General features: G+C 47.3%; 15 protein-coding genes. 2 read left to right on the top strand and 13 right to left on the bottom strand.

Annotated elements, in window-relative coordinates:
* Positions 1-2: 2 nt before the first annotated feature.
* From cysQ to DYH48_RS13855, 5 genes are all read right to left on the bottom strand, one after another.
* On the bottom strand, positions 3-809 hold the full coding sequence (gene cysQ / locus DYH48_RS13835) for a 3'(2'),5'-bisphosphate nucleotidase CysQ (protein WP_115335122.1): 807 nt from the start codon (positions 807-809) through the stop codon (positions 3-5).
* A gap of 366 nt (positions 810-1,175) precedes the next feature.
* On the bottom strand, positions 1,176-2,321 hold the full coding sequence (locus DYH48_RS13840) for an SDR family oxidoreductase (protein WP_115335123.1): 1,146 nt from the start codon (positions 2,319-2,321) through the stop codon (positions 1,176-1,178).
* A 6-nt stretch (positions 2,322-2,327) separates the two neighbouring features.
* Positions 2,328-3,092, bottom strand: coding sequence for a phosphatase (locus tag DYH48_RS13845; protein WP_006085262.1), 765 nt, complete (start codon positions 3,090-3,092; stop codon positions 2,328-2,330).
* A 46-nt stretch (positions 3,093-3,138) separates the two neighbouring features.
* Entirely contained in the window at positions 3,139-6,360 is a 3,222-nt protein-coding gene (locus DYH48_RS13850; RefSeq protein ID WP_115335124.1) for a DEAD/DEAH box helicase, read from the bottom strand.
* A 268-nt stretch (positions 6,361-6,628) separates the two neighbouring features.
* Entirely contained in the window at positions 6,629-8,473 is a 1,845-nt protein-coding gene (locus tag DYH48_RS13855; RefSeq protein ID WP_115335125.1) for a DUF885 domain-containing protein, read from the bottom strand.
* A 566-nt stretch (positions 8,474-9,039) separates the two neighbouring features.
* On the opposite strand from DYH48_RS13855, the gene cspE reads away from it, so the two are divergent.
* Entirely contained in the window at positions 9,040-9,249 is a 210-nt protein-coding gene (cspE, locus tag DYH48_RS13860; protein ID WP_006080998.1) for a transcription antiterminator/RNA stability regulator CspE, read from the top strand.
* A gap of 108 nt (positions 9,250-9,357) precedes the next feature.
* Here the strand turns inward: cspE and DYH48_RS13865 are convergent, their stop codons facing one another.
* Positions 9,358-11,304 carry a monovalent cation:proton antiporter family protein gene (locus DYH48_RS13865; RefSeq protein WP_115335126.1) on the bottom strand — a complete coding sequence of 649 codons (1,947 nt, stop codon included), beginning with the start codon at positions 11,302-11,304 and terminating at the stop codon, positions 9,358-9,360.
* A 170-nt stretch (positions 11,305-11,474) separates the two neighbouring features.
* Between DYH48_RS13865 and dgcS the strand changes: the two genes are divergently transcribed.
* Entirely contained in the window at positions 11,475-12,365 is an 891-nt protein-coding gene (gene dgcS / locus DYH48_RS13870) for a diguanylate cyclase DgcS (protein ID WP_115335127.1), read from the top strand.
* 250 nt (positions 12,366-12,615) lie between these two features.
* Here the strand turns inward: dgcS and tilS are convergent, their stop codons facing one another.
* The 7 genes from tilS to lpxD form a co-directional block, all read right to left on the bottom strand.
* Positions 12,616-14,061: a tRNA lysidine(34) synthetase TilS gene (gene tilS, locus DYH48_RS13875; protein WP_115335128.1), complete on the bottom strand. Its 1,446-nt coding sequence runs from the start codon at positions 14,059-14,061 to the stop codon at positions 12,616-12,618.
* 41 nt (positions 14,062-14,102) lie between these two features.
* Positions 14,103-17,576, bottom strand: coding sequence for a DNA polymerase III subunit alpha (gene dnaE / locus DYH48_RS13880; protein ID WP_115335129.1), 3,474 nt, complete (start codon positions 17,574-17,576; stop codon positions 14,103-14,105).
* 118 nt (positions 17,577-17,694) lie between these two features.
* Positions 17,695-18,327, bottom strand: a complete 633-nt coding sequence (gene rnhB, locus DYH48_RS13885) for a ribonuclease HII (RefSeq protein ID WP_011846356.1) — start codon at positions 18,325-18,327, stop codon at positions 17,695-17,697.
* Positions 18,327-19,505: a lipid-A-disaccharide synthase gene (lpxB, locus tag DYH48_RS13890; protein ID WP_115335130.1), complete on the bottom strand. Its 1,179-nt coding sequence runs from the start codon at positions 19,503-19,505 to the stop codon at positions 18,327-18,329. The genes rnhB and lpxB overlap by 1 nt, the downstream gene beginning before the upstream one ends.
* A gap of 220 nt (positions 19,506-19,725) precedes the next feature.
* Positions 19,726-20,496, bottom strand: a complete 771-nt coding sequence (lpxA, locus tag DYH48_RS13895; protein ID WP_115335131.1) for an acyl-ACP--UDP-N-acetylglucosamine O-acyltransferase — start codon at positions 20,494-20,496, stop codon at positions 19,726-19,728.
* On the bottom strand, positions 20,493-20,957 hold the full coding sequence (fabZ, locus tag DYH48_RS13900; RefSeq protein ID WP_006080990.1) for a 3-hydroxyacyl-ACP dehydratase FabZ: 465 nt from the start codon (positions 20,955-20,957) through the stop codon (positions 20,493-20,495). The genes lpxA and fabZ overlap by 4 nt, the downstream gene beginning before the upstream one ends.
* Positions 20,958-20,988: 31 nt before the next feature.
* Complete coding sequence (gene lpxD / locus DYH48_RS13905) at positions 20,989-22,014, bottom strand: UDP-3-O-(3-hydroxymyristoyl)glucosamine N-acyltransferase (protein WP_115335132.1); 1,026 nt, start codon at positions 22,012-22,014, stop codon at positions 20,989-20,991.
* Position 22,015 lies beyond the last annotated feature (1 nt).

Consider the following 22,015-nt stretch of genomic DNA (forward strand, 5'->3'; position numbering starts at 1 on the left):
CGTTATTTCACCCAGCCTGGGGCTGTGGCAATAAAATAAGGGTTTAAAACGTCAGGTTTTTGATTATAAGTTAATGGTTCACCTGACTCATAACAGACAACTGTGCCGCCTGCACTTTCGAGCACAGCTTGCGCCGCCGCAGTATCCCATTCGCTGGTAGGACCCAGTCTGGGGTACAGATCGGCACTGCCTTCTGCCAACATACAAAACTTAAGCGAGCTACCCACGCTTAAGATGTCATGCTCGCCAAACTGTTGTAAATATTGCGCTAAACCAGGGCTCAAGTGCGAGCGACTGCCAACAATCATCGGCATCGCGCGTGGCGCTTTAGCGCCCAATAAGGGACTTTCTTGACCCGCTTGTTGACGCCATGCACCTAAATGCTTAGCGCCGTAATAATAGGTATCGAGCACAGGCGCATATACCACACCTGCGATTGCAACCCCTTGATGGATAAGCGCAATATTGACGGTAAACTCACCATTGCGCTTAATAAATTCCTTAGTGCCATCTAAAGGGTCAATTAACCAATAGGTTTGCCATTGACGACGCTCATCCCACGCAATATCCGCCGCTTCCTCAGACATAATAGGAATACCGACAAACTGCTGCGCCAATGCCGCCACTATCACGTGGTGCGCGGCTAAATCCGCCGCTGTCACGGGGCTATCGTCACCCTTATGGCTCACCGAAAAGTCATCTTGACCATAAACCGTCATAATGGCATCGCCCGCCGTTTTGGCAATCGCGACCACTTGCAATAGATCTTGTTTGGTCAATGTCTGTGCTATTGTCGTCTTGTCTGTCACTGAAACGTCCTTAATGCATTAAATATCTTGGCATTATGCCATTGTCATCCAAGGGGAATTTAGAACAAATTCATCATACATCAAGCAAAATAGACTAAGACTCACGGCTTGAACCGCTGCGTACAAAACCACAGATAAACAAAGTGATTACGATACTAAGGCAAGCCATCGGCGCTGAGAAGAGCCTTGAGTCCAGCTGCATTCGTATTCACAGCCCATGGTTTCATGTGGATAGTCTACATCTGTCGCTTAAATCTGATTATTGGCGGGCTTATTGTTTTCGACAGCGTTAATCACTGCGACAACGTAAACGCTTAACGCTGATTAAAGCAGCCTAAAGCAAAATGTGAGTCACGCTCATTATCGTCAAGATAACCGCCGCAACATGCAATTCAGTTGCTGACGCCAATCTTGCCACTCCACGTTATCAGGTATCGACTGTGTGTTATTGGTCACCAAAGTGGAGCGTAATTTACCACTGTTCAACACACTATAACTCGGCCTTTTTGCCAAACCCACGCCGCGATTTAGTGCTTGTTTAGCATAATGAGCGCTGGTAATTGGCTGGATAACCACAGGTAGACTTAACAGATTGAGCGCTAGGGCTTGTCGCTGGATTTCACAGGCAAACTCATACCAACTACATTGGCCTTGAGCGCTGTAATGAAATACTCCTGAGCACTGCTGCACGACTAATTGCCATATTACCTTAGCGAGTGCATCACTCCACGTCGGGCAACCGATTTGATCGACTATCACCTGCAAACTTGGCTGGGTACGCATCAAGTTCAGCATGGTGTTGACAAAATTATGCCCATCTTGACCGTAAAGCCATGAGGTGCGAACAATCGTTGCACCATCACCCAAGACCGCCACTACCCTCTGCTCACCAAGCAACTTACTCGTACCGTAAGCAGACAACGGCTTGGGAGCATCGAGTTCAACAAATGGCCTTGGTAAATGGTTTGGATTTGGATTTGAATTTGGAGCTAAGTCTGGGTTTTTATGTTGTTCAACGCCACTTTCTCTAGCATCGCAAACAGCACGTTCAGCTGCATGAGCAATACCGCAAACAGTATGACCACCAAACACATAATCGCTCGACACATGCAGTAAGCGCGCCCCCGACAACAAACATTGCTGCGCCAGTAACTCAGGGCCAAGTGCATTCACGCGATGCGCTTCGATTGCGTCATGCTCAGCAGCGTCAACCGCATTATAGGCCGCGCAATTGATCACCCAGCTTGGTCGATATTGAGCAAACACTGCTGCAATATTGGCGGCATCGGTAATGTCTAACTGACTGCGACTTAACGCATAAAGCTCCAGCGGTATGCTTGTGTTTGCGTTGCTATCTAGGGCTAGCTCGCCAATATTGGCAGCGATTCTCAGCAAGGCCTGTGCGAGCTGACTCTTCGCGCCCGTGATTATTACCACTTGAGGAGTGTTAGCGTCTGTGGCTCTCGTCTCAACACATTGAAGTGGCGTCACTTTAATTGCCACTATTTTCATCACGGATCAACAGCATGGCTCATCGTCGCTAAATAAGGGGATCAAATCGGCGACGGTTTCATGACCACGTGCAGCTAAAAAGGCTAAGAGTGCAGAAGGACTACGATTGAGTAATCGTGATGGCGGATAAGCCACTTCATCGATGATCGCTTGCGCCCGCGCAAAACCGCCCAAACTAAAAGCCACATGGGAATCAGAGCCCATAACTAAAATAGTGCCAAATTCCTTGGCCGCTTTAGCAATCGCAGTGCAATTGGCTTCGCTGCCCTTACGGGACACTTCAAAGGAGGAATTGTTAATTTCGAGCGCTACACCGTATTCGGCAGCGGCGCGGGCAACGGCTTCAATATCAATCGGATAGGCTGGGTTTCCCGGATGGGTAATGATGTCGACCTTGCCACTCTTAATCGCATTAATCATAGCCTCTGTGTGGGTTGCCTTATCCGATGGCGGATAAACCGGCTCATGAAATCCCGCAAGCACAATATCGAGCTGCTTTAGATAATCGCCAAAGAAATCAATCTCGCCGTCGATATTTTTAATGTTGGCTTCGATACCGCGCAAAATCCCTACGCCATCGACCATACGAGGCAGCACTCTTAAATTCACAAAGTGCCAAAAATGCGGTGCATCGGCCATCGCAGGCCCATGATCTGTATTCGCAAATAGGCGGATACCCTTTTGTTTTGCGACGGCAATATAGTCATGAATCGTGCTATAAGCATGGCTTGAAGCCACAGTATGGGTATGAGTGTCGACTTGGTACTGCATGGTTCACCTCAGTCAAATGATTCAATCAATTTTAAACTGGTCACTATTAGCTAAAAAGCGATAACAATTCATCGGCGCTTCCTTGCCATGTGCCCTTACCTTTACCTTCGAGAATACTGTCCGCTAGGCTTTGCTTATGCTGCTGCATTTCTTGGATTTTTTCTTCTACAGTGCCTTCGGCAATCAGCTTATACACAAACACGGGCTTATCTTGGCCGATACGATGGGCTCTGTCCGTAGCCTGTTTTTCCGCCGCTGGATTCCACCAAGGATCATAATGGATAACGGTATCGGCCGCGGTGAGATTGAGCCCAGTACCGCCCGCTTTTAAGCTAATTAAGAACACAGGCGTATCACCTTCTTGGAACTTATCTATCTGGGCTTGGCGCAGGCGAGTTTGCCCTGTGAGCTTACTGTAATCGAGCCCCAAGTCCACCAGCTCAGCTTCAATCAGGCTAAGCATGCTAGTGAACTGGCTGAAGATCAATATCTTACGCCCCTCTTGCACCATCTCGGGCAAGTTCTGTTTTAGCCAGTCTAACTTAGCATTACTCTTCACTTTCTGCGCTTGCTCTAACTTTACTAAGCGCGGATCGCAGCAGGCTTGGCGTAGCTTAAGTAAGGCATCGAGAAACTCGATATGACTGCTGCCAACGCCTTGAGTGGCAAATAAATCCCGCAGTTTTTTCTCCATCACCAATCGAATACTCTCGTAGAGATTACGCTGATCTTTTTCTAACTCTAAGCTCTGGGAGATTTCGGTTTTAGGGGGTAATTCACCGACCACTTCATCTTTGGTTCGGCGCAGCACAAAAGGCGCAATCCGTTGACTCAAGATTTGCGCTTGTTCCATATCACCATAACGTTCAATTTTGTGCCTAAAGGATTTATTAAAGAAGGCATTCGTGCCGAGTAATCCGGGCAAACTAAAATCCATCAAAGACTTAAGTTCGCCTAAGTGATTTTCAAGCGGCGTACCCGACAAACACAATCTAAACGGCGCTTTAAGCTCTTTAATCACTTGAGTCACTTTCGCCTGCGCATTTTTAATCTGCTGCGCTTCATCGAGCACGATATGTTCAAACACCTGCTGTTGGTAATAGTCACTGTCGCGCACAATCAGCGGATAGGTCGTCACCACAATATCAAACTCACCTAAGCGTTCGAGCAAAGGCTTACGCAAGGCGCCATGAATCACGACAAGCTTTAACGAAGGTGCAAATTTCGCGGCTTCCTTTGCCCAATTACCCACTAAACTCGTTGGGCAAATAATGAGGCTTGGAGCATGGTTAGCCCCTACGGGTTTTAGTGCTTGCTGCTTGAGTAAAAAGGCCAAGGTTTGAATGGTTTTACCTAGACCCATATCATCGGCCAAAATACCGCCAAGCTGATATTCCTTTAAAAAACAGAGCCAATTTAAGCCTTGCTGTTGATACTGGCGTAACTCAGCATGTAAGTTGTCGGGGACTGCAACCTCTAACACACCGTTAAAATTTTCAAGCTTAGTTGCTAAACTGCGTACCCGTTCGCCATTAAGCAGACGAATATCGCTGTCGGCAAAATCATTTAATAGGTGGGCACGGTATTTAGGCAAAGACACGCTATTGCCTTTATGGCTGTCGAACAGTTCTAAAATTATGCTGATCAGCGGCTTAATCACGCTAGCTTTAACTTTTAACCAATCGCCATTCGGGCTGGGTAGCAATAATTCTGCATCGTCTGCCGGTTCACCATACTGCTTGAGCCAAGTGGCAATTAAGGGCAGCATAGGCACCATTTGGCCATCGATATCGGCATTCAGTGACAGGGAGAACCAACCCTCTTGCGTATCATCCAGTTCAATCGCCAATGGAGTTTCAATCACATTCAAACTGAAATGGTCGGCAAAATGCACTTGGTAGCCCAAGGCCTCTAGCGCTGGGATTTCCTGTTGGATAAAGTGCAACCAAGCATCGATGGTTTCTGGCAGTGGCCCTAACCCCCAAATACTGACATAGCTGCCACTGTTAGGGATAAAAGATGGCGCCAGCTCCACCAGTTCCAATGCCATCAAACGATTAATCGCATCCATTTCCGCATCGAGTTGACGCGCGACTTGATAGGTTTTGCTTTGATGGGTAACTAAGGACAAGGGCTCGTCAGGATATTGGCCGCCAAGTACCACGTCTTGATAGACAAACTCCAGCAGCACCAATGGCTGCGCCATAGCAAACTCAGGTAAATCCTGCGAGGTTAAGGTCAACCTGACTTGCAGCGGCACTTGCAGCTCGACAAAATCAATCGAAGCGGGCGTAGGTACGGTTTTTGCCGAAAAATGCTTAATCAGTTTATGGCTCACCATTTCAATTTGCGAGCTAGGCACTGGCGGCATCTGGCTAAGTAACAAGAGTTTTTCAACGCTGATCTCTGTCTCTAATGCGCCTATTTTAAAATAATCTAAATCGATATAAGTCGGCGGCTCACAGGGGATCAGCTCCCAATTTTCTTTATTGGGCAACGTTAACTGCATCTGCTTATGTTCGGCATCCTTATCCAGCCAAATGAATTCTGGCTTGAGCGCTTCACCTCGGGTAAGCGGTAAACGACTCTCTTCCCAAAAACACCGTTCAGTGACGAGCATTTTTTCCAGCGCCATAGCGCCTAACTGAGCTTTGAGGTACAGACGCGAGGCACCGTGGCGGCGGGTCGACATAATAAGATTGATGATGAGCACGTCTTCGGCGCCAATCCAAGCGGGCATATAGTATTGCACATCGGATAACGCGATTTTCGAGCCTTTGTTATAGCCGCCCTTCTTCGCCAGCTTGCCTTTTCTTAGTTCAAGGAAAACGCCGTTATCATCTTTGGATAACACGTACAGCACGCGATCGTCATAAAGTAAATCGACATTTGAAACTGTGAGATCATCACTTTCGTCTAGCAGATGTAACCACTGGGCAATACGTTGATCTTCAACGGTTCTATCGCTCAGTAAACTATACAGAACAGCAGCGATATGTTTGCAATGCCCAGTGGCGGGACATGAACAGAAGCCGTTCATGATCAACTTATGATTCACACTCACGAGGCGAATATCTTGCCGATAGGGCTGGGATTCCGTCCCCATGACGCGACCTTCAATATGACGAAAATCGGCATTCGCTTTGGCGCTCAAGACCCGTCCCTTCATCACATAATCACGGGCGCGCATTAAGGTTGGCGGCGTGAATAATGACTCAATAGTAGTGCGAGTCAATTGGATAGGATCTTGGGGGGACAAGCGATTCATGTAAAAACCTTGAAACTAAAAATATCGATACCTAACAATAGCAAGCCATTGCCGAGCGACATTTATCAATGAGTTGTGTGGGATTGTATTGAAAGCCTTGGCCGAAAGCCAGAATGATAGCCTCTATCGATAAACCCACCCTGCCTGCAAAATTAAGAGAACATACTTATTCGCAGACAGGGGATGGATTTAAACCCGCATAAAGCCATTGATAAATCAGGTGTTAGTGTTGCATTAATCACTAAGCGTTAACGGTTGCAACCAAGGGCTAAACTTTAGCTTTAGCCTCAGCATTGTTTTTATCAGCAATGTAGCGATCGACCAGTGTTTCTAAGATATCCAAGGGCACGGCGCCATTTTTCAGCACCACATCATGGAAGTCTCTGAGATCGAACTTATCCCCTAGGGCCGACTTGGCTTTTTCGCGCAGTTCGAGAATTTTCATCATGCCGACTTTATAGGCCGTCGCTTGGCCTGGCATAACGATATAACGCTCAATCTCAGCCGTGACATCACGATCGGACATGCCGGTGTTTTTCTTCATATAGTCAATCGCTTGCTCGCGAGTCCAACGGCTATGGTGAATACCCGTATCTACCACTAGACGCACAGCGCGGAACAACTCTGCCTGCAAACGACCGATATTATCAAAGGGATCCTTTTGAAAACCAAGTTCCCACGCCAAACGTTCGCTATATAAAGCCCAACCTTCAATGTACGCCGTAAAAGGCGCCATCTTACGAATAAGTGGCATACCCTCTAACTCCATCGCCACCGCAATTTGGAAATGATGCCCAGGGATCCCCTCGTGGTAGGCTAAAGTGCGCATACCGTATTTAGGCGTGGCCTTGATGTCATATAAATTGGCATAGAAACGCCCCGGACGACTACCGTCTATCGCGGGCTGCTGATAATAGGCACCCGGTGCTGTTTTCTCTTTAAATTCAGGGATTCGTACTACTTCCATGCCCGCTTCAGGTCGAATACGGAAGGCATCACCGAGTCCCGCATTCACTTCATCAAGAATATGCTGATAATCAACCAGAATTTGCGCTCTACCCGCATCGCTATCTTCGTAGTAAAACTTAGGATCGGCGGCTAATGCTTCAATCGCGACCGAGAAACCTTGGCTTATATCGTAACCTTCAGCGGCTAAGATAGTCATGATCTCGCTCTGAATGCGATCCACCTCTGCCAGCCCTTTGGCATGGATTTCGTCAGCAGTGTAATTAGTGGTCGTAAAGAACTTCAGCAATTGCTCATAGGCAAGGTCGCCATTTGGCAGCGCCCAATAACCATCATCCGTCCCAGCTTTGGCTTGTAACTGGGTAAAGTAGTCGATAAATAATTGATACGCTGGATGCACGTAACCTTTAATGTCCGCTTCGGCGGCGGCCAATAACCGTGCTTGTTCATCGGCACTGATATCCGTGTCAGCTAATTTGGTTTTGAATGAACTGTATAGGATATTGTCTTGAATCGGCGTCGCGACAAAATCATTCATCTCGGTCAGTACCCGCTCAATCACAAACTTAGGCGGAATAATCCCTTTAGCTTCACGGATTTTTAAGCCTTCGAGAGTTTGCGCAAACTTAAGTTTCACCTTTTGTAAACGCGACAGATAGTTTTCAGCATCGCCCACCGAGTGGACTTGGTGCTGTGCCTGCATAAAGCTGGGATACCCGTTTTGCACACCAAACAACTGATTCAGCGGATAGTTATGGTAACGATAAGGCTCAGAGACCAATGCAAAATCGGCAAGATATAAGGCAATATCCTTGGAAATGCGCTGATTTTCATCTAAATCCGCATCGGAATAACTCAGCAAGGTTTCACGTAGATCACGCACTTGCGCGAAAGTCTTATCCATCGCCTCTGGACTATCATCATCCAACTCGGCGTTATGGCCTGTAATCCCTACCGATTCTAAGAAACCCAATGAGGTTAAGGTCTCAGGGCTTTCGAAAGCCATCTTGACCACACTTCGATCTAAAAACGCGCGAAAGAAAAACGGCTTTTTCGCAAACCATTCATGGGCGGCTAGCGCCACTAATAACAGCACTAAGACTAAGCTGCCGAGTCCAATCCGTTTTAGTACTGTTTTCAACGTCATTCTCCATTCTTATTATATTGGGTCTACAGTTATCGCACTGAATCTAAAGCTCAAGCACGCTGTTATTTTGCTGACGAGAATATCATCAACACAAATAGGCAACAATTTAATAACGTAACTAAGCGTGACTGAATCCTTTCTCTGGCATACAGGTCGCCTCCCACACTCCACAGACACCTAATAGGTAAACTGTCACTAAGTCGCGACAAACAGACAAAATATTTTTTACGCTCGATAACTTTCAAACTATCTACGTATCCAATTGAATGTAAACAGTTATAAAGCATCGTCCTTCCCAATATCTTTCCATAACCCTCTCTATAGATGAAAGGTATTTCAAAATAAAGCTATACAAACCCCTAGAGTGTGTTAATCTGCACTCCGGCCTGTGATTCAGACCTATTTATAAGCAATATTATGTATTTGAAAACCTTCGCTACGCCTGTAATATTTTTTGCTGTCATGAAGCTTTCCACTCATAACTTATCATCAATGTAAATAATTCTATTTCTGGCTAACATCCCGCATAATTGCGAATTATTTGTTTGAAAATTTTGGAGACATTCATGTCTAAAACTACTGGTGTAGTTAAATGGTTTAACGAAGATAAAGGTTTTGGTTTTATTTCTCCTGACAATGGTGGCGCTGACGCATTCGTTCATTTCCGCGCAATCGTTTCAGAAGGCTTTAAAACTCTTGCTGAAGGTCAAAAGGTTTCTTTTGATATCGAACAAGGCCAAAAAGGTCCTCAAGCTGCGAACGTAGTTATTCTGTAATTAGACTTTGTCTAATTTAAGTTAACAAGTTCCAGACAAAAATGCCGACATTATGTCGGCATTTTTATATCTGCGTTTTCATCCATCACTCACGCTGACCATTAACCTTTAGCCGTGCAGCAGTTTAGCTTCCGCTTTCTCAAGTCTTCGTGGTTTACCCACTATCAGTAAGATATCCCCTGCACGAAAAACCCAGTCCTGCTCAGGATGTTCCACTTCGGCGCCACTGCGACGAATCGCCCTTAACTCCACCCTCAATGTTTCCCACATAATATCGGCAACGGTTTTACCAATCGCATCTGCACCACGCGGTAACGCCACCGCATGCAATGACTCTAAGGTGAAATCGGTTTCTGTGCCGGAAAAGAAACCATGTAAAAATTGATAATGATTGCGCCGCTCTGACTCCAAGCGTTTTAAAATGCGCGCCAAAGGCACACCACATTGATGTAACACCTGTGACACTAACATCAGGCTGCCTTCCAAAGATTCTGGGATCACTTGATTGGCACCGGCTTTTTTCAGTAATTCTAGATCGCTGTCGTCTTTAGTTCTGACTAAAATTTTAGCGTCTGGTGCCAATAACTTACATAAGGGTAGAACTTCTTCCAAACTGCGCGACTCACAAAAAGTGATGACGATCATCTTGGCCTGCTTAACGCCTATTTGTTTTAACATCGCCCGTTTACACACATCACCAAAATAAATAGGTTCGCCAGCACGGCGCGCCTCAGAGACACGAGTCGGATCGAGATCCATGACCAGATAAGGTACGGCTTCGGTTTTCAAAAAACGGGCGATGGTCTGCCCTACTCGGCCGTAACCAAAAATCATCACCAGATCATGCTCATCCATCAAGAGTGGCACAGCTTCATCCACATGTTTTGCCTGCCTTATTCCTAACACCCACTTAGCAATATCCACACTATGGCGAACTAACCACGGGGCTATCGTCATGGAAAGTACGGCGACCATGACTAACATGGTACTGATTTCATTGTCTAGAAGTTGATAGTTAACCGCTAAAGCCAACACCACAAAACTAAATTCGCCCACTTGGGCTAGGCTCATGGCGGTGCTCATCGCAATCCGAAAGGGTTCGCCAACCAATCTTAAGATCCCATGAATGATCAGCGCCTTACCGAGTACAACGGCCACTAAGATCAACAATATCTGCCACCAGAAACGCATCACTAAGGTAAAGTCGAGCATCATGCCGATGGAGATGAAAAACAGCCCCATCAATAGATCGCGAAACGGCCGGATATCCGCCTCAAGTTGGCGACGGTACTGGCTTTCCCCTAGTAGCATACCCGCCATAAATGCCCCCAACGCCATAGATAACCCCAGCCATTGGGTAAATGCACCTGTCACTAAAGCTACCACTAGTGTTGATAACACGAAGAGTTCATTGGAGCGGGAGCGGGCAACTTCGTCAAAAATCCGCGGCAATGCCCATTTGCCAAAAGCCATCAAGAGGAAAAAGGCCAAAATACCTTTGAGTAAGGCAAAGGCGATGTCTGCAAGCATCAAAGGTTCGCCGCCATTGGCCAATAATGGCAATAGGATCAACAGCGGTACAACCGCTAAATCTTGGAATAATAAGACACTGACGGATAGCTCACCATGACGACGACGCAACCATCCTTGCTCATTGAGTAATTTAAGGACGATGGCAGTGGATGATAAGGCAATGGCAGCTCCGATAACCAAGGCTTCGACCCAATTAAGACCACACAACAGGGCCACGCCCATAGTCAACAGGGTCGTTATTACCATCTGTGCACTGCCTAAGCCAAATACGGTGCGGCGCATGGCCCATAGCCGCGGCACAGAGAACTCTAAGCCTAAAGTAAACATCAGCAACACTACCCCAAGTTCAGCGACGGATTGCATTTGATGCTGGGTAAACCAATGAAAACCGCTCGGTCCACTCACAACACCTGTGAGTAAATAAGCCAGAATTGCGGGTAAGCCCATACGGCGCAGCACAGCAATAGCCACAATGGCAATCACTAGCATAAGTAGTACTTGGATTAAGAAGCTATGTTCCATTGGGGCTATGACTCCTGTCAAAATGCTGACGTGTCAAAAAAACTAACGCTGAGTTTTAAGCTTAACTGAATGACTAACAAAGACAAATTTTATTAACAAATATTACGGCACGGTATTTGCTTAAACTAGGTAAGAGATGTATCGCACTAACATTTGCTGGAGTGATGATTATGGACTTTGGCCTAGCGACCGAGCTATATCCCGACGAATATCGCTATCAAACAGAACATTATAGTCCCAATGATAATCCATTGGACTTGGTACAAGTGATCCAACAACTGCACGCCAGTTTAGATCCAAGGACAGTCTTTGCCTGCTATGGCAAAGTGCTGGGACAACACTTGCCGATCCAAGGTGTGCGCTTAAGTTATGGCGAACATAAATTAAGCTGGGGCAAACGTTATGGCATCAGCGTCAAACGACAGCTGATATGTGCTGGTATGCCGCTGACGATTCAGTACCAGTTATTGACGCCACTGACGCCATCGCAAACCTCAAACCTGAAAGAGATTGAGCCACTGTTATTGCAACCATTATTAAATGCAATGCAATACCAAGAAATGTCGATGCAAGCCATGTTTGACTCGCTCACAGGTTTAGGTAATCGTCATTACTACGGTCAAAGTCTCAGTAATGCGACCGCGAGAGCCCATAGAAAACAAGGCTCTGTCGCACTCATAGTGCTCGATTTAGATAACTTTAAACAGCTAAATGATAAATTCGGCCATAAATGTGGTGATTATATTCTGAAGGAATTTGGCGACATCATTCGTGCGACCATACGTAATACGGATCAAGCATTCCGTATCGGCGGTGACGAATTCGTTATTATTGTCCAAGGTAATATTCATGCGGCAGGCTTATTGTGCGAACGGATTGTCTCGGCCATCAATCAGCACAGTAGTTTCACTCAGTTTGGGGTGAGCTGTAGTTTAGGTGCGGCAGAATCACACGATACCATTGAAGCCGAACAACTTTATGAACTTGCCGATAAGGCGCTATATCAAGCCAAAGCAGCGGGACGTAACTGCTATAAACTCAGCCAAAATCAATTAGTTTAGATGCGCAGGGATGCCAATGAAATGCGATAACAAACTCGCAGCGCGTAATCTGTGAAGGTTCAAAACTAAAGGAAGGTTACTATCTCAATGTAGATCTCAAGGAAGATTCGAATCAAACTGACGTGCTGCGACCTACTCTTTCTTACTTTGCTGCTTTCCTACTTAAAAAGAATAACGCCGCAACGACTCACAAAAACTCCAGCGACAACTCCCAACCCCTTGCATCGCCAACAGGCACTTAAACAAACACTTAAATAGAAGCTTGAGATACCTGCAAACCTAGTCCATTCGACTTAAGAATAAAGCTCTTTTCAACCCACAGCCCAATCGCCATAACCAGTTGCTCGTTATAGAACACGAAACCGACCTTTTCACGTACCCAAGGCGGAACGCCAAACTCTTGCCACAGTTTCTTTAATTCTCGGCCCTTGCCACGGGAATGGGGATGACAGCGACATTGCCCCGCAAGTTGATAACGCACACTCACCACTTCATCTGGCCGAGGAAAGCGAGCTCTAGGCCCTTGTTTAGAGGCACTGAGACGTATCGGCTCACCACATGTAACCTCCGCAGGTTTCACGTCTAATTGAGTAACGTCCAATTGAGTAACGTCGCCCTGCACTAACGGATTTAGGAGCTGCGAAGGAAATGTCCAGCTCGCAGGTTTAACATGACGCGGGCGGGCGTGATACTTAAATAAATACACTTGATTGGCAAAGCGGCGGATTTCACATTCACCGACACGAATATGGACTTTGGCATCATCTTTCGCGGTTAAAAGCTGAGTGATCATCTGATTAAGCTGCACCTTTGATGGCAAGGCAAAACCTTGTGATTCGATAAAACCCCGCAACAGTAGCGCTTGCCAGTCGGCTGACTGCTCGGCAAAACCATCGAGCTTGAATACACTTTGAGTATGGTAAGGCGCTTGAGTTAACCATAAAGATAAACGTTCACTGACCTGCACATCCAACGTTGCCTGTTGCTCAGCGCACAATGCCGCGCTGCGACTCGCGGTTGTCGCAATACTCAGCCAGCGCGCTTTCAAGCGGGGAATGATTTCTAAACGTAAAAAATTACGATCGTACTTATCGTCTTGATTACTTTCATCTTCGATATGCACTAAGCCTTGCTGTTTCGCGTAGACTTCAATTTGCTCACGGCTGATATCCAATAACGGACGCAGTTGTCTGCCTTGTGCTAATGCTTGTACTTGGCCCATGGCCGCCAGCCCCTTCGGGCCCTGACCACGTTTCAGCGCCAATAGGATAGTTTCCAGCTGATCATCTTCATGATGGGCCGTCAGCAACACATCATTTGCACTTAAATGCCGTTCAATCGCTTGATAACGGACTTTTCGTGCTTCTGCTTCAAGGCTTAATCTGGGTCCGCGATTAACAGTCACTCGCTCAACTGTCACCGGCAAACCATAATGTTGACCGCGCTCAAGACAATGCTGCGCCCAAGAATCAGCGTTATCACTTAAGCCGTGGTGCACATACACCAGTTGATAGCTAAACTCGGGATGTTGCCGCGCAAACTGACTTAAGCCAAAGGCTAAGACTTCGGAATCAACCCCGCCACTGTAAGCCAGCACTAACTTGCAGTCAGGCGCTAAAGACTGCGCTGTCAAAAAAGCACTAATATGCGCGCTGAGATCGCAAGCTGCCAATGGCTCGTCAAACTTAGCCGACATAGGTTAATTTCATCTGTTTGCACCTAAGACATTCGCCAACATTAGAATAAAATTCTCACCTTGTTTGGCCCGAGCAGCGATTCAAGCGAGAGCATCAAGTCATCGGTCGGATTCACTCGCCAAGCATCGGCGAGTCTAAATTGACCTTTGGCTTGGGCTTGAGTGTAGTTGATCACCACAGGCACGGCGCCGTTACGCCACGGGCTTAAGGCTTGCTCGAAGGTATCGAGGGCTGATGGCGTTAACTCACTGCCATCCATATCGATTTCTAGCGCCTTAGCAAAGTGACTTCGCGCCTCACTGATGTCGATAATGTTACGCGCCGTCATGCGGTTGCCGCCAGCAAAATCATCGTAACTCACCTCACCTTCACAAATGAGGATGCGGTCTTTTTCCAGCAGATGATTAAACTTTTCAAAGGCTTCGGTAAACAACATGATCTCAAGCCGCGCGCTCTTATCGTCAAGCGTCAACAGGCCCATTTTCGAGCCGCGCTTAGTCAACATCACGCGTGTTGCCACCACTAAACCCGCAGCCTTGGCTGTTTTACCGCGCTCGGTAGGATGCACATCTTTTAAACGGCCGGACGTGTAATGCTTAAGCTCTTTTAAATATTGATTGATCGGATGACCAGTCAAATACAAGCCTAAGGTTTCGCGCTCGCCTTCGAGCCAAATTTTATCCGGCCAAGGAGTACATTCAACAAACTGCTGCTTACTGTCTTCGGGTTCACTGTTGAGCAAACCAAACATATCGTGTTGGCCAATCGCCTCGGCTTTAGCATGTTGATCGGCGGCGCGAATCGCTTCGGGCAAGGTAGCCATCATTGACGCACGGTGCGGCCCAAGATTGTCTAAGGCGCCCGCGCAGATCAGCTTTTCAATCACGCGTTTATTGAGTTTTTTCAAATCGATGCGGGCACAGAAATCGAATAAATCGACAAAGGGGCCGTCTTTACGCGCCTCTAAAATCGATTCAACTGGGCCTTCGCCCACACCTTTGATGGCGCCGATGCCATAAACAATGCGCAGATCATCATCGACGGTAAATTTGAACAAACCTTTGTTCACATCCGGCGGAATAAGCGGCAAGCCCATACGCTCACATTCATCGACCAAGGTCACAATTTTATCTGTGTTATCCATATCGGCCGACATTACCGCCGCCATAAACTGCGCAGGAAAATGGGTTTTAAGCCATAAGGTCTGATAGGAAACCAGCGCATAAGCGGCGGAGTGGGATTTGTTAAAACCGTAGCCGGCAAACTTTTCCACTAAGTCGAAAATCTTCATCGACAAGTCGCCATCGACGCCGTTATTGATTGCGCCTTCTTTAAAGATACTGCGCTGCTTGGCCATCTCTTCGGGCTTTTTCTTACCCATAGCACGGCGCAGCATATCGGCGCCGCCAAGGGTGTAGCCCGACAGCACCTGCGCAATCTGCATCACCTGCTCTTGATACAGAATAATGCCGTAGGTCGGCGATAATAGTTCTTTTAATGATTCATGCTGGTACTGAGAATCTGGGTACGAGACTTCCTCGCGCCCATGCTTACGTTCGATAAAGTTATCTACCATGCCCGATTGCAACGGCCCCGGACGGAATAGTGCCACCAGTGCAATCATGTCCTCGAAACAGTCGGGCTGCAGACGCTTAATCAAATCCTTCATACCGCGGGATTCGAGCTGGAATACCGCCGTGGTTTCATACTTTTGCAGCAAACGGAAACAGGCGGGATCCGTGAGTGAAATCGCCTCAATCCGTATTGGTTTGCGCCCGTTTTTCACTTCGACCTTGTTCACCATCTCGAGCGCCCAGTCGATAATCGTCAGGGTTCTTAATCCCAAGAAGTCGAACTTAACCAGCCCTGCAGTTTCAACGTCGTTTTTATCAAATTGTGTTACTGGGTTTTTGCCTTCTGCATCGCAATAGAGCGGCGCAAAATCGGTAATTTTTGTCGGTGCGATCACCACACCACCGGCGTGCTTACCAGCGTTACGGGTTACGCCCTCGAGCTTACGGCACATGTCGATCAGATCTTTGACGTCTTCATCGGCATCATAGGATTCTTGCAACGCTGGCTCGACTTCAAAGGCTTTCGCCAGTGTCATGCCAGGTTCAGGGGGAATTAGTTTTGAGATCCGGTCAACGAAACCATAGGGATGACCGAGCACACGGCCAACGTCGCGGATAACCGCTTTTGCCGCCATAGTACCGAAGGTGATGATTTGCGATACCGCTTCACGGCCGTATAACTCGGCCACGTGGTCGATCACTTCATCGCGTCTATCCATGCAAAAATCGACGTCAAAGTCGGGCATAGAGACCCGCTCAGGGTTCAAGAAGCGTTCAAACAGTAAGTCAAACTCGAGCGGATCTAAGTCGGTGATTTTAAGCGCATAGGCCACAAGTGAACCCGCACCCGAACCACGACCAGGACCAACTGGTATACCGTTATCTTTACCCCATTGGATGAATTCCATTACGATCAAGAAGTAACCAGGGAAGCCCATCTGGTTGATTACTTTGAGTTCGATATCAAGTCGTTCGTCGTATTCGCCCCGTTTCTCGGCGCGCACTTCAGGGTTCGGGAACAAAAACTCGAGCCGCTCTTCAAGGCCCTTCCTCGAGCAATCGACCAGAAAGTCTTCGATGGACATATCGCCCGTCGGGAAGTTGGGCAGGAAATACTCGTACAAACGAATCGTCACGTTACAACGTTTAGCGATTTCGACACTGTTCGCCAGCGCCGCGGGAATGTCGGCAAATAGCTCGCACATTTCCTCTTCGCTGCGTAAGTACTGCTGTTCACTGTACTTTTTAGGACGGCGCGGATCGGCAAGGGTAAAACCATCGTGGATCGCGACCCGAATTTCATGGGCGTCGAAATCCTCAGGTTTAAGGAACACGACCTGATTGGTTGCGACCACAGGAATGCCTTTCTCCTGCGCTAAGATCACTGCCATGTGTAGATAACGCTCTTCGTCTGGGCGGCCGGTACGGATAAGTTCGAGAAAATATCGATCGGCGAAATGTGTCTGATAAAACTCACATAAAGATTCAACCTGAGTGCTATTACCCTTGAGGAGCGCCTTACCCAGATCGCCCTCTTTGGCGCCTGATAACAGCAAAATGCCTTCGTTATAAGTGAGTAACCACTCTTGGTCGATCACCACACGCCCAGCAACTTGGCCACGCAAATAAGCCTGACTGATAATTTGGGTCAGATTCTGATAACCAATATTGTTCATCGCAATTATGGTCAAGGCGCATAATTCGCCTTCGAATCCAGGCACTTGCATCCAAAAATCGGCGCCGATAATCGGCTTGATCCCCGCACCATGGCAACCACTGTAAAACTTAACCAAACCACAAAAGTTGTTTTGGTCAGTCAGGGCGACAGCCGCCATTCCCTGCGCTTCCACCTGCGCCAAAATCGGCTTAACCTTGGCCACGCCATCGGTCATAGAGAAGTCACTGTGGACACGAAGATGCACAAAACGAGGATCGGACATAATTAGGATTATCTTTGAATAGCAGGTTAACAATAACTAGAAAGCAGACTAACAAAGTCACGCAGCCAGAGCCAGTGACTTTGCCGGATAACGGAAACTATAGTGCTAAAAGCAGCGCTTACAGTCCCAGTAATGCCTTGACAGGTTTGAAACTTTTACGATATTGGTCAAACACACCATGTTCGGCTATGGCCTCAAAATGCGCCTTAGTTGGATAGCCTTTATGTTTTGCAAAACCGTATTGCGGATAAGCGGCATCGAGCACGTCCATCTCGCGGTCCCGCGTCACTTTCGCGATGATCGAAGCGGCGCTGATGCTGGCAATCAAACCATCGCCTTTAATGATGCTGTGGCTGGTAAGCTCTGCGCCATTATGGGCAACAAAGATGGGGCTACGATTGCCATCCACAAGCACAAGCTCAGGGGCAATATTAAGCCCAGCAACCGCACGCTGCATCGCCAACATAGTGGCGTGCAGAATATTCAGCTCATCGATTTCAGCAGGACTGGCGCGGCCAACGTGATAACACAAAGCTTTATCACAAATCTCATCGAACAGGGCTTCGCGGCGTTTCTCACTGAGTTTTTTAGAATCATTCAGACCACTGATGGGCTTGTTTGGATCTAAAATCACAGCGGCAGTGACCACATCGCCGACTAAGGGGCCGCGGCCAACTTCATCCACTCCGGCAATTAAACCCGTTGAAAAGGCGAGCAAATCGGCTTCGGTTAAACTTTTATAGATTGCCACTAATGAGCCTCCTGCAATTTAGCATGAGTGTGTTTAGGCTCAACCAGCGCCATTACCGCCTCGGCGGCTTTTAAACTCGCATCACGGCGTAATACTTGGTGCAGAGCTTCAAACTCGGCTTTAAGCGGCGCAAAATCGCGATTGAGCTCAAGGGTGACTGCCGCCGCAATTTTCTCTGGGGTGCAATCTTCTTGAATGAGTTCTGGGACGAGATCTTTTCCTGCAAGCAAATTCGGTAACGAGAAACGCTCCACCTGCATCATGCGCTTAGCAATGCGATAGGTTATCGGGCTCACGCGATAAGCCACCACCATAGGACGCTTGACCAGCATGGCTTCTAAGGTCGCTGTGCCAGATGCCAATAAAATCCCATCGGCTGCCGTCATCACTTCACGCGACTGGCCTTCAATCATGTGGATTTCAAGATCCGGCGCAAAATCCTTCAGCGCTTGCTCAAATTGGTCACGACGTTTTTGATTCACCAGCGGCGTCACAAAACGTATATCGGGGAAATTTTGTCTAATCAATAAAGCTGCTTTTACAAAAGGCTCGGCCAGTTGCTTTAACTCACCGCCGCGGGAACCGGGCAGAATCGCTAAGTATTCAGCATCGGCATCTAATCCAAGCAAGGCACGGGCTGCTGCCTTATCGCTTTGCATGGGAATATCGTCGGCCAAGGTATGACCCACAAAGGTACAAGGCACCTGATGCTGATCGTAAAAGGCTTTCTCAAAAGGCAACAACGACAACACCATATGAGTGGCTTTGGCGATTTTGAATATCCGCTTTGGACGCCACGCCCACACAGACGGGCTCACATAATGGACCGTCTTAATGCCACGCGCTTTGAGTTTAAGCTCGAGGCCAATATTAAAATCCGGTGCATCGATACCAATAAAACAATCGGGCTTAAGCGCGGTAATCTCTTTAATCAGGGAGGAACGTACTGTTAATAAACGAGGCAAACGGGATAGCACTTCAACAATTCCCATCACGGCGAGTTCTTCCATCGCAAACAGGGATTTAAAGCCAAGGGCTTCCATGCGGGGACCACCAATACCGACAAAATGCGCATCGGGATGAGTCTTTTGCAGCGCCGCCATTAAACCTGCGCCTAAAATATCGCCCGAGAGTTCTCCGGCAACCATGGCAAACACTAATGGAGTTTTATTGCTCATAAACCAATCATGTCTCATGAATGAATGACATTGGATGACGGGGCGAACAACAGCTAAAACGCATCATGCCAAGCCATCCTGCTGTAAATTAATGATTAAGCTCATTGATGGTTGAATGCACAAGGACATTACTAACGACAACGTCTAACCACCCAATAGGCTTAAGCCAATAATACAAAAGGGCATAAAAATGCCCTTTTGTTGTCGTGTGGTCATCAAGTTAGCGAATAATGCCGCGACTCGATGACTTTACAAATTCAAGGAACAATTTCACTTGCTCATCGCTCTGCGCATCTTCTGCTAGGGCTTCCATCGCTTCGTCAACTGTTAAGCTGCTGCGATATAAGGTCTTATAAGCACGACGCACCGCCAGCTGGCTTTCTTTAGAAAAACCACGACGTTTCATGCCTTCGCTGTTTAAACCGCGTGGAATCGTCGGTTGACCCGCCGCCATCACAAAGGGAGGTACATCCTGCAGCACTAAAGAACACCCTGCAGTAAACGCATGGGCACCGATATGCACAAACTGGTGAACACCTGTCATGCCGCCTAAAATCGCCCAATCACCCACATGTACGTGACCCGCGATAGAAGCGTTATTGGCCATGATCACATTGTCGCCGACCACACAGTCATGGGCGATATGTACATAGTTCATAAACAGGTTGTTCGACCCAATACGCGTCTCACTGTTATCTTGGACTGTACCGCGGTGGATAGTCACGTTTTCACGGATGACGTTATTGTCACCAATGATCAGTCGTGTGGGTTCGCCAGCGTACTTTTTGTCTTGGCACTCTTCGCCTACTGAGGCGAATTGAAAAATACGATTACCATTGCCGATAATCGTTGGGCCTTTAACAACCACATGGGAACTCAACCAACAATCATCGCCAATTTCAACGCCTGCACCGATATAGGTCCAAGGGCCAATGGTGACGTTATTGCCAATTTTTGCATCGGGATGCACAAACGCTAATGTATCTATCACTGACTAATCTCTCTGCGGGCACACATGATTTCAGCGGAACAAACCACTTCACCATCCACTTTGGCCTCACCGTAGAAGACGCCAATCCCGCGGCGCTCTTTAATCATTTTGACATCAAAATGGATTTGATCACCTGGCTCAACGACACGTCTAAAACGCGCATTGTCGATACCAGCAAAGTAATACAACACCCCTGGAGGTGGCACATCACTGCTCATGGTTTTAAAGGCTAACAGGCCAGTTGCCTGTGCCATGGCTTCTAAAATAAGCACGCCAGGCATCACAGGCTGAATCGGGAAATGTCCCTGAAAAAATGGCTCATTTATTGAAACGTTTTTAATCGCCTGCAGACTGACACCTGGGGTGTAGTCAAGCACACGATCGATCAATAAGAATGGATATCTATGGGGCAGATATTTAAGTATTTCTTTAATATCCATAGTGTTCATTTGATTAGACACGAACCGAGTTCCTCAAATTGCCTTGGAGCAATTAATCTGGTGTTTTTAAATTTTTTTCCAACGTTTTAACACGCTGGAACAGTTCATCTAACTGACGGAAACGAACTGTGTTTTTACGCCAAAGTTTATTGTCCATTGCCACTGTGGCAGAAGAGTATAAACCGGGCTCACGCATATTAGTGGTAATATTGGTAGCACCAGACACATGCACACCATCGGCAATGCTCAAATGACCTGCGATGGCACAACTACCGCCAATAATGCAATATTTACCAATAGTGACACTGCCAGCGATAGTCGTACTACCAGCGATAGCGGTATTTTCACCGATAATATCGTTATGGGCAATTTGTACTTGGTTATCGATAATCACCCCATCGTGGATCTCGGTATGGCCTAATGCACCGCGATCTACCGTTGAATTAGCACCTATTTCAACCCGATCGCCGATACGAACGCCGCCCGTTTGTGGGATTTTAATCCACTGACCGCGATCATTGGCATAACCAAAACCATCGGAGCCTAATACGGCGCCCGAATGGATAATACAATCTTGTCCTAAATGCACATCGTGATAGACAGTGACATTAGCCCACAAACGCGTTTTTGAGCCAATAACCACATCTTGTCCGAGCACGACACCGGCACCTATCTGGACATTTTCACCTAAAATGACGTTCGCACCAATAACCGCATTCGCCCCAATCGCAACACCTTCACCTATATGGGCAGAAGCGTCAATTTGAGCCGAAGGATGGATACCCACCGCCGCTTTAGGCGTAGTGTCCAAATACTGGGCAACACGGGCAAAACCGACATAAGGATCTTTTACAATTAACGCAGTACCTTGATAATCCTGCGCATCTTTAGCTGACAATAACACCGCACTCGCTTGAGTTGCCTCAAGCTGAGAGCGATATTTACTGTTGGCTAAAAAAGAGATTTGACCTGCTTTGGCATGTTCTAAGGTCGCCACACTATTAATAATTAGCGTTTCGTCGCCTTGAATATCACCGTCTAGTAACAGGCCTAGCTCTTTTAAAGTCACACTATTCATC

The organism is Shewanella baltica (assembly GCF_900456975.1).
Lineage (GTDB): Bacteria > Pseudomonadota > Gammaproteobacteria > Enterobacterales > Shewanellaceae > Shewanella > Shewanella baltica.